This is a genomic window from Methylobacterium sp. Leaf99 (assembly GCF_001422375.1).
Lineage (GTDB): Bacteria > Pseudomonadota > Alphaproteobacteria > Rhizobiales > Beijerinckiaceae > Methylobacterium.
The window spans coordinates 608741-624424 of record NZ_LMMU01000001.1 but is presented as its reverse complement, the minus strand read 5'-3'; the positions used below and the strand labels follow the sequence as shown (position 1 = coordinate 624424).

Below are 15684 nucleotides of genomic sequence, written 5' to 3'. Positions count from 1 at the left end.
GCTCCGCCGTTACCGCCTGCCCCACCTTGCACTAAGTTGGAAATTAATGGCCCAAAGTTGCTGGTAGTTATACTAGCGCCGCCGCCGCCGCCGCCGCCGCCGGCCCCAGCATTCGTTGTTGTGTCGCCGCCGGAGCCATTGGCGCCAGTTCGGTTGCCATCGTTCCTAATCGAATTGCCGCCGAGACCGCCTGCCCCCCCAGCCCCGCCGGACCCAGCTCCACCTGCTGCGCCTGATGATCTGCTAGGGGCAGAACCAGCGCCCCCGCCGCCGCCGCCCGAGACGTTATCAGTGCCGCCTACAACGCCTGGCGAAGGGGCGCCTAACGTCGTCGAACCCTGGCCGCCACTTCCGCCGTTGACGCCACCTGCAGCGCTACCACCCTTGCCGCCAGCCATTTTCGCTCCCGTCTCGCATGGCCCGGGGAGCCTTGCCTGTGAGACAGGATTGGCAAACCAGAGCATAGTTTGGCCGTCAGGTATCATCAGCAGTGATGCCTGCGGAGGCCCTACTGACCAACGTGATGCGAAAGTGTTGTCGCTGCGTCTCATCCTGACGCATGAAGGGGCTGTCCGTCGTGCTGGCCGTGGCTTCGCGTTCCCGGTCCGCACACCAGCATTTGGCTTGCCCCGCCAAGGGCCGTGTGACTAACGTCCTTTACCGAACGGGTCGGGCGGCGAGGGATTTGGCCCGTTGGGTGCGGACGATACGACGGCTGAAGCGAGCCTGCCGCACTTCTTCCTAACGACCTCAGGCTTGCCCCCTGAAGAGGCCTTCGAGCGATGGCGCAGCCTCTGTGCGCCGATGTACGAGGTCAGTCCGACCACGCGAGCCGCGCCTCTGCCTTTCGGCACCAACATCGCCTACCCGATCGAGGACCTCGTTTGTCATCGCACGCGGCTCTCGACCCAGCGGCTCCAGCGGGACAGCCGCCGTGTCAACGCTGGTCCTGACCACTACATGGTTCAGCTCTACCGGTCCGGCCGCTTCAAGGGCACTGTCGGCGGTAAATCGCTTTCGGCCTCTCGGGGTACCGTAACGCTCATCGGGCGCCGTCACCTGCTCGATGGCATACTCGACCGAGCCGATGGGATCGGCATCGCCGTACCCTGTGCCCGCCTCCACGGGCTGCCCTTCGAGCAGCATGGCCTGCTCTTCGATGCGGCCCGCAACCGGCTACTGGCCGCGCGCATTCTAGACATCTACCGCCGATTGCCGACCACACGCGCCGACAAAGCTCCAGCTCTCGCCGATGAGTTTGTTGCGTTCCTGCGCCGCCTGCTTGACCCCTCGCAAGCGTCTGACGTGCTGGAGGGCTGCGAACTCCACGGCGGGCTACGCGCCCTGGCCGGGACGATCGTTCAGGAGAACCTGTCGCGGCCCGATCTGTCGCCTGAGTTCATCGCCGGGCAGATGCAGGTCTCACGGGCCACGCTTTACCGGATGTTCGAGCCCGATGGAGGCGTGATGCACTTCGTGCAAGGCGAGCGCCTTAAGGCAGTGCGCGACGCCCTTGCCGATCCGATGGAGACGCGCACCCTCGGCCGCTTGGCCGATGTCTTCGCCTTTAGCAGCCTCTCGCAGCTCAGCCGCAGCTTCCGCAACCGCTACGGTGCTCCACCGCAGGCTTGGCGTGGCGAATGTCGGGCGATCCAGCGGATGGGTGGTCAGGGCACCTTGCAGCAGGTCTGGGCGTGGCTGCGCGAGACGCGATGACAATCTGCGAGTTGAGCTAGTTTCGTGTGTTGCGACGCGCGCACGCTCAGGCGTCGACGAATGTGACGGCGATGCCGTCACTATACAAAAAACCTGCCTCAGATTGCTCCGGGCGGGTGAAGGTCGGGTCTTGCTTAGGACTGCTCAACGGCCGGACGGCTGCGTTGTTCCGATCTGGCTGTTCGGGCGGTAGGCCCTACCTGGGCACGATGGCAAACGCACCCCAGACCACCGGCGAACTGTTCAAGGCAAAGGCCGTGACGGAAACGGACATCGCCGCCGCGGTGGACGCCTTCATGGCCGACCCGAGCAAGTCGACGTTTCTGTTCGGCGAAGGCTACCGTATCGACCTTGCCGAGGCGGTGCGGGCACATGAGTGGGCCTCCGTCACCGCGGTGAACAAGGATGCGACGGATCACCTGAAGCGCGCTGCCGTGCGCACGGCGATCCTACTCGCCCGTCCGGAGCCGGTGTGATCCCGAATCGGGAGCGGGTCGCCGCTGGTCCCTTGTGCCTGCCGTAACCCGTCGGCCGCATCCTAGCGTTGAGCCAAGTTGCGTACCGGCTCGAGCGTGAGATGCGCGTCCCACCCCGCCGACCCGTGATCAGATCGGGCGGCGGGGTCAAGCTAATCATTATCGGGTCGCGAATATGGAAAACCAGTTCATCTCAGCGCATCGGTACCAATGAAGATATCGTAGTCGCTGGCCGCCCTCATCATGGTAGCGATACAGGCGGCCCCAGTTCAGGCTTCTGAGGCGACTGAACTCCTAGGCCTGTGGGCACAGGTCGCCACGAACGCAGGCGCCTGCGAGACGTGCACCATAGACTTCCGGGCTGCAGGCTCGGGCTTCTCTGTAACGGCCAACAACGGATGGGCCGCGAGCTTGGGCAATTCCACCGGGCGCGAAACCTTCGGCTTAGGTCGCTGGGAAGATCGTGGCGCTGCCTGAGTTTCAAGAAAGCCGTTCTCAGTCCGATTCCATTGAGAGGGTGACCGACTGGAAATGATGATGACGATTGATACAGGCTCCGAGCCGAGGCCCGTTGTCCGAGGCGTCTACAAACGAGCCTGGCAGGGCATGTAAGCGGTCGAGAACGATAGTATGGCGCCGGTCCCTACCGACCGACCCTCAAGCGTGCGCCGTCGGCAGCTCGGCCACCTGGGTCGTATAGCGGGGCGAGCGCATCTCGAATTTCGTCGACCACGTCCGCTTCTCCGTGAGCCCTGCGCGGGCCGGCACCACAGTGCCCCGCCCAAAGCGTCCATTGCACGCGTCCATAGCCGCCATGAGCGGGCCACTGCGTTAGCGGTCGATCCGGCCGATCAACGCGCGTGGCGAAGCCGGCAGAACGCGGCGGCCTCGTCCTCGATCGCGGTTGCGATCTGGTGCGCGCTCATCGACTGCCGTTCATGCTGGGGGTCGCCCTGCACTGTTGCTGCTCCTGCGAAGGTAGCGCGAACAGCGGAATGGGGCGAGGGCTGGAAACGAAAACGCCCGCCGGCCTTTCGGCTGTGGGCGCCTCTCTCGGACGGTGGTGTTGTGCCGGGCATCAGGCGTCGGGTCAAGTTGCGCCGCGACTGGCGGAACTCCACAGGCGATCCATAATCATATTCTCAATTTTCGAGAGGTGAGACCCATACAAATTGACCAAAGTCTCCATGTCTTCAGGGGGGTTGAGCGTTCCTGGCATCCTAATATTAAAGTCGTGCCTCATTAATATGTCCAATATTATTTTGGATGAGGCCGTCAATTCTTTATTTAAATCCTTTGGTATGAATATTGCATATTTTCTTTGATACAATTGAAATTCTCTATTTGCATCAAAGGCGGCTTTCGTCCTCTTTCTTTCTATTGCTTCAAAGAATACAGGCATTTTATCTTGGCTTCGAAGTACAAGAGAAATATTACGTTCGGATATGCCCTCGCTAATCAAAAATGCTTTTAATTCGTCTTCGGTGTATCCAGAAAAATCTATCGCCCAGTTGAAGTTGGCAACCGCAGTGACGGTGTCGGCATAAGCATCAGTAAGCTTGCGCCACATTTCCGGCACAACCTCAAACTCGAACTGGTTAAGCTTTAGGTTCCGGTCTGTCATAAAATTGAGATCGAACTTAACTCTCTCAATTTCCTTGGCCTGCGCATGCTTGAATAATTCCATTCTCTCTTGGAATTTTTCTTCCAGCCATTTTGTACTCATATATCGGAATAGGTAGAAACCACCGATCAGTCCAACGAGTATTGCAACTCCGGGCACTCCGTACACTACCCAGACTGATCGGAAGAACTCTGTAGCTGTATTTTCCATGGTGCGAGCGCCTTTTATATCTGGCGCTCATCCTTGCACAGGAACGATAGCACGTCCCATGATGGCCATAGGTCTTTTGTCGCGGATCTATCAGCCCGCCTCGTTGACCGCATCTTCCAGAACGCGCCCCCAGCGATACCCACGCCCGGCCCTCACCAGGCGCCCGCGCTCGTCGAACTCCTCGCCCGTGGCCTCGCCGGTCTCGGCGTAGATCATCGGGTTACCCTCGGCGTCCTTCACCGCGATGCCCGTGGCGGCAAAGGTCTCGTCGAGCGCCTCCAGCAGGAAGCGGAATCGGTCATCGATCTGGGCGGCCTTGCGCTCGCTGGCGAGCGGGTCGCGCGTCCGGGCGTAATCCTTGAACGTGCCGGCGCCGCTAGCAGCTTGCGGACAGGAAACCCGCCACGGTGTGAGCCGGGCGGGTGAAGATTTGCTCACGGCAGCGTCAGGCGATGAGGTACTGTCCTAGCTCGATTTGACCAACGAGGTGCACCTGCGCCTCTGGGCTCTCGGCGATCTGCGTCGCCACAACTGCACGTGAGGCGCCGTGACTGAGCTGGTCCGTCCAGTAGACGGACCCCGCCGCCTCGGCCTTCCGCCCCAGCGCGCCCAGATAGACGCTATCTACAAAAGCTGCGTCCTTGAGGCTGCCGCGCGTGCCGGCGTACTCGGTCGAGGTCAGCATCGCGCTCGCCGTGCTCACCAGCCCTCTGAGGGCGCCATCGACACCGCCCGAGGCCGCGCCCTGGTTCACTAGGTTCGAGAAGGCCAGAAGACCATCCGTGTCCGGCGCCCGGTTCAGGAGACCATGGTAAAGCCGAGCTACGCCGGCCGTGACTGCGTCCGGCAGGTAGACGCCCACGTCGAAGGTCGGCTTCAGCACTCCTTGCGCCTCGGTCGAGGTCGCGATCTGCACGGCGACGGCCGCCTGGCTGGTGCCGGTGGCGAGCGCATTCGTGTAGGCGGCCAGACCACCGGCATCGGCCGACCGGTTGAGGACGCTGGTGTAGAGACTCTCCACGTAGGCAGCGCCAGTCACGGGCCGACCTGCGTGCTCGGGCGAGCCCAGGATCGCCCCGGCCACATCCGTCAGGCTTGCCCCCGAACGGATCGCGGTGGTGAAGCTCTGCAGGCCCAGCGGGTCGGGGGCGCGGTCCAACAGCGCCTCGTAGAGGCCGTAGACAGCGCCCGTGGTGCTAGCAGCACTCGTCTCCACCCGCCCGAACACAGCAGCGTTGCCGGTGACGTCGGTGAGCACGACATCGTTGCCGTCGCCACCATGGTAGCTGATGCGCAGGGAGCGTGCACCGAAGCTGAGGGTGCCGCCCTCGGTCAGGCCCGCGAATGTGCCCGCGACCGCGTCCGTGCCGTCGTTGTCGATGATGGCGAAGCTGTTGCCACGAATTGGGCTGAAAAAGCTAACGGCCGAGGCGTCCAGCTTGGCGCCGTTGAGGCTGACAGTGCCGACGACCTTCAGTTGGTCGAATTGGCCGGTTGCCGTGCCGCCGATCTCCTCCCTGAGTACGGCACCTGCCGCGAGGCTGAGATCCTTGGTGGAGAGCACGCCAGGCGAGTTGCCGGGCGAGAGCGTGCCGCCGGCAGCGACCGTAACCGTACCGGTCGAGCCCGAGCCGCCGAGCGTGGCGCCGCTCCCAACGCTCACTGGCGACACGATAGAGCCGTTCACAAGTAGCGTACCGGCGTTCACGGTCGTCGGCCCGGTGAAGGTGTTAACGCCGGTCAGCACGAGCGTGCCGGGACCATCCAACGTGACCGAACCGCTCGACACGTTCGAGAGCGTCTGGGTCTGCCCAGGGCCGGGGCTTACAGGGCCGCCGACCGAAGGGTCGTTCGGTGGCGCGACGAAAGTCACGTCCCGGATCGCCACATCGTTGCCGTCGCCAGCGGCATAATCGATCCGGTAGGTATGCCCCTGGAGCTGGAAGGTGTCGTTGACCGCCAACGCGACGGTCCCGCCGTTGACCCGCAAGCTGGTGAAGGCACCGGTAACGGCGTCAGCCGTTCCATCATTGTCGATGAAGACAAGGCTGTCGCCGGAGTTTGTGCCCAAGTTGGCTGGGAGCAAGAGTTCCAGGGTACCGGCGAGCGCGACTGTGCCGGTGACGTTAACGTGGTCGCAGATGGTTGGGGTGGCGATGTCCTGGCGGAAGATCGGCGTGGCACCGCCGGCGGTGCTCAATGTGAGGCTGCCGATGGCTAGCGTGCCCACCGTAAACGCTGGTCCAGCCGAGATCGTGCCGCTCACGGTCACCGCGCCGGCGATCGTACCAGTGCCACCGAGGGTCGCGCCTACGGCAACCGTGACGGCTGAACTCGCAGCCAGCGATCCGTTGACCAGCAGCGTGCCGGCCGTGACCGTAACGGAGGAATAGGATTGAGAGTTCTGAGTCGTCCAAATACCGCCTTGGACTGATAGAGTCTCGAAACCAACGACGTTCACGAGATTGCCGACGGTCGCGTTGCTGTTACTCCCTAAATTCGCGATCGCACCATTACGATCGTCAAGGCGGAGCGTAAGCGTATCAGTCCCTGCACCACCGTCGATGCGTCCAGTCACCTGCGAGCCCGTGTAGAGGATAAGACTGTCATCGCCTCCTTCGAGGCTGATGGCACGGCCGGTGTTTCCAAGGATAGATCCATAATTCGTGAGTGTATCAGCGCCTTCGCCGGTTTGGATCGCAGCGCCGTCCCCTTGGATGAAGCGTGCGTTGCCAGCATTGCTCACTGCCGTATAGACCGTCCCATTCACTGTTCCCACCGTTCGGGGATCTGCATCACCATTCTGCAGCCGAACGACTGAAGCGGCATCGGGAATTGTGCCGTTTCCTGTAATCACACCGGCATTGATGACTATGTCGTTATCAATGGAGGCGGTGCCGGTCTTGTTTTCTAGGCGGATCGCGTAGCCGTTCTGTCCAATAATTGAACCCGTCACGCCGTTTATGATCGTAGTTGCAAGTACGCCACTACGATTTCCTGACGTGTTAGAGTCATTATTTACAACGATCGCCGCATCTGCGCCGCTGATGATCCCGTTGTTTACGACGGCACCGCCGCCAAGCGACAAGCCCTCGCTCCGGTTGGCACGACCGCCACTGTCGAAGCCTCCAGCACCTTGCCCTGCAAGTGACCCAGCTGGTGCGCCGGCAATCAAGCCGCCCGCGAAGTTGTTCACGGTCGCTGCCCCGTCGACATCTACGCCGTCGCCATCTCCGTCGACTGCGACGTATCCAGCACGATCATAGGTGGGAGCGTATTGGCCTCTGATGGTACCGAAGTTGTTGACGATAATCGTATTCGCAGCGGCGCCCAACGAGTCAGATCCGACTCCTGATCCGTTACGACCGAGGATCGTCGCGCCTGCATAGTTCGTAACGATCAGTCCGGAGACAGTGGCCTGGCCGACATCGACGCCATGCTGCGCTCCCTGGATGGTGCCGTAGTTCTCAATTTTGACGCTGGTTTCGTTGTTTTGATTGAGTCGTACGCCACGTGAAGTGTCGTAGGTCTCGGACGCTGACGTATTTGGATTGCCGTTGGGCCCATTGAGCACGTTGTTGCTGCTTGCGTCATTAACTTGCCCATTGCCGGTGATGATGCCGTAGTTCACAAGCGTTTGGTGAGAGCCTAACCGTATTGCATCACCGGTATTGCTTTGGATCAAAGCCGTATTATTCGCTATCGATCCGTTGATGAGCGTACCGCCACTTGTGTAATCGGTAGCAGGTGCTCCAGATGCGCCGAGCGCAGCATTGTAGGTGATGGCAAAGCCAGTGCCTGGATTTGTACCACCCACCTGTGGGGTAAAGGGAGTCGTGCTAGAAATAATTTGACCTAAGTTGGTCAAATTGGTTGTGCCATTAACCGACTGGGAGCGGATCGCATCGTTGTTGAACGATTGAATAACGCCGTTCGCCCCAACAATGATTTGGCCTAATCCGAGCGTTGCGTTAACCGCGCGCAGCGTAGCTGCACCGACCAGCGTTCCCTCGATGTCAATTGTAGTGGATCCGAATGGTACTGCTGCAGTTATCCCAACGCCCGATGTCTGTGTCCGCGTTTCACCCATGGCAAGGGTATATATATCTGCAGATGTAATTGAGTACGACGTAGAAAAAGATCCGGCGGGAATTGGTTGGGCCACGAGCGTGCTTTCACCTAAAAGACAAAACGCTCGTAAAACAGCGTTTGGCATGTCTTACGGCCGGCAAGTCATTAAAGTGCTTGTATGACGCTTCCGTGAAATGGCCGGTCACCGCGCGCGGGGTAGACCCTGAAACGGCTACGGCCTGAGCGCGTATCGTCACGATAGGTGGAGGCGGCAGAGCTATGTTCAGGGCGTATCCGGCCGGGGCCAAAGAACGAACGCCCGACCTATCTATTTTGCGGTGGGGCCCGCCATGATCCAGCCATGGCTTAAGTCAAGACCCGTGCCCTCTTCCTCAGAGCTGAGGCGACAGATGGGCCGGAGATCGAATGGGCATGGGCGATCCACCGCCTTCCCAGTCGAACGCTCATCCTACGATATACCTCAGCCAACGCTGACTGCCCTCAAGCGCTCGCGGCGGGAGGTATCGTAGCGGATGACATCGGCCGACGGCCCCGCGCCGCCCTTGTCGGTGGCGCCGCATAAGAACTTCACCAGAAACGACGAAGCCCCGCGCCGGTGAGGCTGCGGGGCTTCGAACGCTAGGGGCAGTTGAGCGATCAGGCCGCTTTCTTGCGGCCCTGGGACTTGGGCTGCTCGCTGTCGGTGCGAGCGGCGACCCGGCCAAGACCGATCGACTTCGCCAACGCCGAGCGCTGTGCCGCGTAGCTCGAAGCGACCATCGGGTAGTCGGCCGGCAGACCGAAGCGCTCGCGGTAGCTCCGCGGGTCGAAGCCCTTCGTGGTGAGGTGCCGCTTCAGGGTCTTGTAGGTCTTGCCGTCGACGAAGCTGACGATGCCGCCGGGTGTCACGGACTTGCGGATCTGCGCGGCCGTCGGCTTCTCGATCTCGGCTTTCGGTGCGGCTGCTGCAGCCCCGTCAGCGAGACCGTTGAGCGCAGCGTGGACGTTGCGGATAAGGTCGGACAGATCGGAAGGTCGAACGGGGTTGTTCGACACATACGCAGCGACGATGTCGCCCGTCATATCGACGAAATCAGTCGTTTGGGTTTCAGCGTTTTCAGGCATTCGGATTTTCACTTTATGCGCCCCCGCTCACGCGAGGTCGTACTAATGGAACCCACAATCAAGCACTAAATCAGAAAATAGACAATCTCATACCTGTGTTGCATATACGATAAACCACGAATAAATTCGGCTAAGCAATGCTGGCGATTCGGTAAAATGGGCCAATCTTATCAAGGCGCTTGTACCTGCTGCGGTCCAACTCGCCCCACGCGTACACTGTCTCGCGGGTAGCGGCCGGTATCAGGCCAACGGCGCGCTGGTGCAGAAACGCGAGAGCTTAGCGAGCAAGGACACCGACGTTTGCCGTGATTCGCCTCCACGTCGAACGGGTCGTTCTGGACCTCATGGCCCGGGCCGCGCGGCTCGATTGGTCTGCCTGGCAGGTCGAGGTCTACAACGAGAAAGGCCGGACGGTGCTGGCTAAAGCGTTCACCGACGGACGGTATGACCGCCGCGTTAAACGAAGTTTTGGGGCATAACAATATTAAAACTTACAAAGACAGGCGGTGAAGGTAATGTTCATCGTCATCATCATAGTAGTCACAATCCTCTAATAATTAAGGAAATGTACTGAATGAAATACCTAAAGCTCACGATGATACTATCAATTACATTAATACGATCTTCCCCCTCATACTCCATGGATGCTGCAGATTATTTGAATGGATACGATTTGGATCGAAGAACATTTGGCGTTTTCATATCTGGAATGGGCGAAAGCATGAGTTGGTACAATGCTGCGTTAGCAGCGGAGAACAAAGATAGAATATACTGCCCTCCAGCAAGCATAGCAATAACGACCGATCAATATGTCTCCATTATGAAATCATTCATTTTAAAAAGGCCGGAACTATCCAAATCTTCAGTAGGTCTTGTGCTTGTCATGTCATTAAGAAATGAATTTCCCTGTCGATAGATTTTCTGGGATGGCAGAAAGTATTGCAATATTTTGTGTTCAGGAACAATGACATGGCTTAACAGAAGACTCATTTTATCAGTTGCCTTGCGCTGCGTAGCTGGTCGCAGCACCACTTCCGGAGCGCTAATGCTTCGGTTGTACAATGGCCGTGCGTAAATGCACCATTTCGCTTTCCTCTAGGCGCTCCACTACCCTGTGCGCCGCCGTGCATTCGGCACCGCTTCTTCCCCCGCACTGCTGGCGACTGGCACTCCGTTCCCTGCCGGGTCTTGGCGCAGCAGCGAGCGGCAATCCGGAAGGGCGTTGGCTGTCGGTCCAGTGAGTTCATGGGCTTGTCCTCCATTTCCGTACTGCCCCCCTCCCGGGGCGCTCGCGTTCCCGACGATCGCCTGGGCACCTTGGTAGACGTGGACGTGCTCAACGGTCACTTTTTGGCTGCCCCCTCTGCGGAGTTTGGTGAGCGTTTCAAGCTGCAACGCGTAGGTGCGCAGAAGCTTGGTTGCGAGTACCCCATTGGCTTCGAGCTCAAGGAAATTGCTGGCCCTACTCGTTCGGGCCAGGCACTCCATCGCCACATGATGCGTAGAGGCCATCTGGACGGCCAGCATGCCTTCCGCCTCATTCAGTGGCCTGATGCCCTCCACGGCCGCCAGGAGGCTGTTCAGGATCGTTTGAGGGGCATTGTCCGTTGGAGGCAGCATCCCCACCAGAAGCCGCAACTGAGCCAGGGCAAAATGGTCCGACCCGGTTCCCAGCGCGTCCGTCAGGCGAGCGAGCCAGCCTTGTCCGTCGTTGTGCGGAGGCTCGAAGTCGAGCTTGCCTTCCGGAGTACGGGCAGCTGAAACTGAGACCGGCTCCCGCCGCCCCTGCCGTCGCGCGCGAGCCTCGTTGATCCGCTGTAGCTCGTCCTGAGACCGAGCCGGACGTCGAGGCTTGGGGGGGATTGCTTCCGGCATCTCTGGTGCTTCCTGCCCAGTGCTCTCGACGTTGGCAGCCATCGCTAAATGACCTCATCGCGGTCAGTCGGCTGCGCACGCTTCAGACAGTCTTCAAGGAAATCTTGCCAGTGGTCGAAGGTACCCGTTGGTCCGGTGCACCGACCGGTTGGGTCTTGGATAGTATACAGCTCGCCTAGTTTTGGCTGAAGTTCTCCAGCAGCCGTGATCGGAACAGGAACTGCGCTTCCTCCCCGGTGTCGGAATGCAATGATCGTTTCCGTCGTGATACGACGCCCGTCTAGTTGTTGTAAATCAAGCGATAGGTTTGGCCTTGTTAGAAAGAAACCTTCAGGCGCAGGGGTGATAGTGCCGCACAGCTTACCAAGCGATGCAATGCTTGCCTCAATGACTTTTTCCGATCCGTCCGACATCGTCACGTAACACGATGGCTTTCCCGCGGTACGTTCAGGATTCTCTCGAATAAATCGAACTTGATCGGTGTTAAGAATTCCATTCGGCGTGGTGATGAACATGGAGCTATCCTTCGAGGGTGGAGTGACGCGTTAGGAAGGGCCGGCAGGGAAGGCCGTCATTCTATTTCTGCCGGCGGCCTTCAGCGTGCGGGGCTCAAGCGAGCTGGTGTTTGAACGTGACGGGTGACGGATCGTGACGCCACAAACCCTTTTCACTGTGTATGCGCGCGCGTGTACGTGCGTATGAAGTGAAATAGACATTTGCCGTCACCTACCGTCACACGTCACCTTTCGGGCGGCGGCGGGGATTTGAGCCTTACCCCTTTAAAGCCGCGTGCTGAGTTCGTGCGATGAGGCAGCAGTCCGTGTCTGAGCATGGCTGGGCCGAACGATTTCATCGTGCCAGGCGCGTCTCCGGCTGCGCGGGCGTAAGCGGACCAGTCTGCAAAAAGATCTGTTGTCCTATCCCAAACGTTTGAATCACCCAGTCTTAGACCGCACTTTTCACTTAGCCACTGGCCCAAGAGATCCTGTTCGGCGAAGTATGCCTCGGTTGCCTCGGCAACACTCTCAGGGCGCGATAGCCCATTCATCTGCCAATCGAGGCAGCCATTGATCATCCACCGGAGAATTGAGGGCCACTCGTTCCTAAGTTTTTCTTCCAGACTCATATCTGGTGCTTTGGGCTTATGAACGAATGGCACCATGCTGAACCGTCGCCGGGCTGCGTCGTCGACATTGCGCAGCATCGGTTGGTGATTGCCGACGATCGTAAGTTTAAAGTTCGGGACAAAAGTGAAGAAATCTTGCCGCATGAAGCGAGCTGCGACCGGATCGCCGCCGGTGAGTTGCTTAATCCGTGCCTCGTCCCAAGCCCGATCCTCCGAGGTCTCGGACGCCGTAACAAGGCGGGCGCCACGAAGCATCGCCATATCCGTGGGATGCTTATCTCCCCTGGAAGCGGTAAAAGTGTCCATTGCTGCGACCTTGGCGTAATCAGCCAAAATACCCATCAGCACGTTGATAAAAACACTCTTACCGTTGCCTCCTGGTCCATAAACAAAAACTAGAGCATGTTGACGCGTCGATCCAGTTAGCGAGTACCCACACCACTGTTGCAGGAAACGGATTAGGCCAGCATCTGATTTTGTGGCTTGATCAAGGAACGCAAGCCAGCATGGGCAACTCATGGTTGGTGCTGGAGCAACAGCTGTCAACTTGGTGATCCGATTTCTCGGATTAGCAGGTTGCAGCACGCCAGTGCGCAGATCGACTGTACCTCTCGGCGTCCCCAGCATCCAAGGATCGGGATCCCAAGTATCTGAAGTGACAGCAAAGTCAGAGTCTGACTGGCTAAACCGTTCGACTCCGGCGGCAAACGATGTCTTGCCTGCTGTTACACGTGCTCCCGGTTTTTGACTCTCACCAAGTTCTCGACATATAATACGAGCCCATTGAAATGCTAATCCAACGTGGTTTTGTACCCACGCAGCGCCTGTCCATACATACCAAGTGCTGGAGCTATGGCAATAAAGGAGCTTGCCGGCATGGCGCTCTCTAAAAATTCGAGCGGCATAGTCTTCTGTAATTAGATCGTCGGTGTATAGGCCCCGAAAAGCGTGAATTGGCTTGATCTCTGCCATGACGCTACGGGGCAACGGCGCTGCGGTGAGGTAGGTTTGCTAGCCAAGCGGCGAGATCGTCTCTGAGAATTAGTGTGCGTCGCCCAGCCTTTCGAGCCTTTAAACGGCCAGCGTTGATCTCTTCGAAAACCGTTGATCGACCAATTCCAGCAGCCTGTGCTGCCTCAACGATACCAAAAGCTAGAGTTGTGGCGCTTATGGAAAGCTCGTCGGCCATAGGAGTCTCCGCAAATCCGAGCGTGATCGCTTGAATGCAATGTCCTCCTTCAGTGCGTTCGATGTACACTCCCCCTAAAACCGATCTCAGATGGGTTTATCCCCCTGGCTTTTTACCCGTACGATTTCGATATCGCTTTGCTTCATTCATGCTAATAACGTATAATCTATTCAGCATATCAATTCTTGTGTCTCCGCTTAGATTGTTTGCTATAGAAATTTGATCGTTCATAATTCGGAAATAATCTGCATGAATATCGTCGAATGAAATCTTACCGCTTTTAAAATTAGCTCGCCAATCTACGAGTCGTTTTGCTGCATTCTTATTGCTTACGCTTCGATCATCGACTATATCAAATTCTTTAGAGATATGTGTTGACGAATTTAGAATAGACTCGCCAAGTTTTATGCGAGCTTCCAATGCGGCGGATAAATATGCCCGAGCGCACCACTCAGAGACAGTTTCACCCGTCCGGTTATTTATCTTTTCAGCTTGCAAAACTGGGTCAATCTTGCCATTTTCCAGATCTCCTAATGCGTGAAAGAGATGTACTAGCGGTTCGAGCTCGTTATGAGGAGCTCGAAGTGCGCTTAGCATCTCGATAACCGCTGAAACACTCATCATTATCGCGTCGCGTTGCGATCCACTTTTGTGGTGAAGATTAGCTAACGCAAGCTTTTCTCCGAGTGACGATAAAGCTTGAATAACAAACAGTCCATCGAGGGAAACTCCTGCGGCTTGAGCTTCCACTATGTGTTCTTGTGTTGAAAAGATCGTCCGCTTTGTAGCCGTATTTCCATTTTCATCGATCATATTATCTATCTTTTTTGATGTATTCGTTATGAGGTCGTGGCGGCCTTTGTCAGCTAGGAAGCTAAGTAACAACTCCACGCGTCCATCAGCGCTCGTCGCTTCTCGAGCGCATCACCCCGGCGGTAAGCCCTTTCAGTTGCATCGCCGACGACGTGCGCCAGTGCCGTTTCAGCAATCTCACGTGGGAATGCCGTCCGCTCGCCAACCCAGTCGCGGAAGGAGGAGCGAAAGCCGTGGACCGTCACCTCCACCTTCATCCGTCTGAGCATCATCTCCATGGCCATGATTGAAAGGGGGCGATCCGGTTTTTGTCCGGGAAACACGTACTCGCCGCGCCTAACCGTTTCGGCTTGGTTGAGAATCGCGAGTGCAGCATCGGTGAGGGGCACACGGTGCTCAACGCCGGCCTTCATACGCATCGCCGGGATTGTCCAGACCCTGGCCTTGCGGTCGATCTCAATCCAACGCGCGCCCAGCACCTCGCCGGAGCGGGACGCGTTCAGAACGCAGAACTGCAAAGCTAGGCCCGCCATCGCATCGCGGGATCGGAGGTCGGCCATGAAGCCCGGCACGTCGTCGAATGGCATAGCCGCGTGATGACCGCGTGTCAGCTTCCGACGAGCCGGCAGTAGTTTGTCGAGGTGGCCCCGCCAAAGCGCCGGATTCTCGCCCGCCCGCAGGCCCTTGGCTTTAGCGGCATCAAGCACCCGCTCGATGCGTCCACGTACGCGGGAGGCGGTCTCGCTCTTGGTGTGCCAAATCGGCGTCAGAACACCCAGGACATCATCGGTGCCGATCTCATCGATCGGTTTGTGCCAGAGCGAGCTGGCGTACGTCGTCAGCGTCGAGGACCATTGCGCCTTGTGCTTGTCGTTGCGAAAGCCCTGAGAAAGGGATTTTACGACCTCCTCAGCGAACGAGCCGAAAGTGACTGCCGTCAGCCGCTCTTCCTTGGCCGTCCTGCGCTGCTCAATGGGATTCTTGCCGGCTTTGAGGATCTGACGTGCCGCCGCTGCTTTCTCGCGGGCTTCAGCCAGCGAAACGGCAGACAGGCCACCCAGACCCATCTCCTTGAGCTTTCCCTGCCAACGGAAGAGGAAAAGCCAGCGTCTGGCGCCACTAGTATCCACGACGAGGTAGAGGCCATCCCCATCGGAGTGACGGCCAGGAGCAGCCAGCGTCGCGGCAGCTCTCGCACTCAGCTTCTTCACCGCGCGTGCCATACGCTACCCCAACGTTTACCCCAACGCAGAACGTGGATCGTAGCGGATGCTGGTGGACTATGGTAGACGCATCGAGGCCTAAGAGTCTGAAATTGTTGGGATGCGTGGACTTTCGGAAACATGCCCGGACTAGGGTATGGCGGACCCCCTCTCCGCCAAAATGCCTGATCCAATTCACCAGATCCATCGCACGTCACGATCCCTTCGGTTGGCGTGTCCCGCACGAGCCCTCGTAT

Annotated in this window: 14 protein-coding genes and 1 pseudogene; 3 read left to right on the top strand and 12 right to left on the bottom strand. The window is 58.4% G+C overall.

Annotation, left to right across the window (positions count from 1 at the left end):
- The first annotated feature begins 693 nt into the window (after positions 1 to 693).
- A complete protein-coding gene (locus ASF28_RS02885) occupies positions 694 to 1716 on the top strand; it encodes a helix-turn-helix domain-containing protein (RefSeq protein WP_056087390.1) in 1023 nt (340 codons plus the stop codon).
- Between the two features lie 209 nt (positions 1717 to 1925).
- Positions 1926 to 2192, top strand: coding sequence for a hypothetical protein (locus tag ASF28_RS02880; RefSeq protein ID WP_056087387.1), 267 nt, complete (start codon positions 1926 to 1928; stop codon positions 2190 to 2192).
- A gap of 657 nt (positions 2193 to 2849) precedes the next feature.
- Here the strand turns inward: ASF28_RS02880 and ASF28_RS21350 are convergent.
- The 5 genes and pseudogenes from ASF28_RS21350 to ASF28_RS02865 form a co-directional block, all read right to left on the bottom strand.
- Positions 2850 to 3068, bottom strand: a pseudogene (locus tag ASF28_RS21350) (DUF4113 domain-containing protein); the annotation flags it as partial.
- A gap of 214 nt (positions 3069 to 3282) precedes the next feature.
- Positions 3283 to 4026, bottom strand: a complete 744-nt coding sequence (locus ASF28_RS22180) for a hypothetical protein (RefSeq protein ID WP_157085296.1) — start codon at positions 4024 to 4026, stop codon at positions 3283 to 3285.
- 90 nt (positions 4027 to 4116) lie between these two features.
- Positions 4117 to 4464 (bottom strand): hypothetical protein, encoded by a 348-nt coding sequence (locus ASF28_RS02875; RefSeq protein WP_056087384.1) that lies wholly within the window; start codon positions 4462 to 4464, stop codon positions 4117 to 4119.
- A 7-nt stretch (positions 4465 to 4471) separates the two neighbouring features.
- Entirely contained in the window at positions 4472 to 8116 is a 3645-nt protein-coding gene (locus ASF28_RS21345; protein WP_162239973.1) for a beta strand repeat-containing protein, read from the bottom strand.
- Positions 8117 to 8754: 638 nt separating this feature from the next.
- Positions 8755 to 9222, bottom strand: coding sequence for a MucR family transcriptional regulator (locus ASF28_RS02865; RefSeq protein WP_056087378.1), 468 nt, complete (start codon positions 9220 to 9222; stop codon positions 8755 to 8757).
- 305 nt (positions 9223 to 9527) lie between these two features.
- Between ASF28_RS02865 and ASF28_RS22175 the strand changes: the two genes are divergently transcribed.
- Complete coding sequence (locus ASF28_RS22175; RefSeq protein ID WP_157085293.1) at positions 9528 to 9701, top strand: hypothetical protein; 174 nt, start codon at positions 9528 to 9530, stop codon at positions 9699 to 9701.
- 507 nt (positions 9702 to 10208) lie between these two features.
- Here ASF28_RS22175 and ASF28_RS23530 read toward each other — a convergent pair.
- The 7 genes from ASF28_RS23530 to ASF28_RS02855 all read right to left on the bottom strand — a co-directional run bounded on the left by ASF28_RS23530 (position 10209) and on the right by ASF28_RS02855 (position 15448).
- Positions 10209 to 10376 (bottom strand): hypothetical protein, encoded by a 168-nt coding sequence (locus ASF28_RS23530; RefSeq protein ID WP_274533117.1) that lies wholly within the window; start codon positions 10374 to 10376, stop codon positions 10209 to 10211.
- A complete protein-coding gene (locus ASF28_RS22170; protein ID WP_157085292.1) occupies positions 10330 to 11139 on the bottom strand; it encodes a hypothetical protein in 810 nt (269 codons plus the stop codon). The genes ASF28_RS23530 and ASF28_RS22170 overlap by 47 nt, the downstream gene beginning before the upstream one ends.
- A gap of 2 nt (positions 11140 to 11141) precedes the next feature.
- Positions 11142 to 11612, bottom strand: a complete 471-nt coding sequence (locus tag ASF28_RS22165) for a hypothetical protein (RefSeq protein WP_157085290.1) — start codon at positions 11610 to 11612, stop codon at positions 11142 to 11144.
- Between the two features lie 224 nt (positions 11613 to 11836).
- Positions 11837 to 13195 carry a phage/plasmid primase, P4 family gene (locus ASF28_RS21335; RefSeq protein WP_082475956.1) on the bottom strand — a complete coding sequence of 453 codons (1359 nt, stop codon included), beginning with the start codon at positions 13193 to 13195 and terminating at the stop codon, positions 11837 to 11839.
- Positions 13196 to 13199: 4 nt separating this feature from the next.
- Entirely contained in the window at positions 13200 to 13412 is a 213-nt protein-coding gene (locus ASF28_RS21330) for a helix-turn-helix domain-containing protein (RefSeq protein ID WP_082475955.1), read from the bottom strand.
- A 96-nt stretch (positions 13413 to 13508) separates the two neighbouring features.
- Positions 13509 to 14225 (bottom strand): hypothetical protein, encoded by a 717-nt coding sequence (locus ASF28_RS22160; protein WP_157085288.1) that lies wholly within the window; start codon positions 14223 to 14225, stop codon positions 13509 to 13511.
- A gap of 53 nt (positions 14226 to 14278) precedes the next feature.
- Positions 14279 to 15448, bottom strand: coding sequence for a tyrosine-type recombinase/integrase (locus tag ASF28_RS02855; RefSeq protein WP_056087371.1), 1170 nt, complete (start codon positions 15446 to 15448; stop codon positions 14279 to 14281).
- Positions 15449 to 15684: the final 236 nt, after the last annotated feature.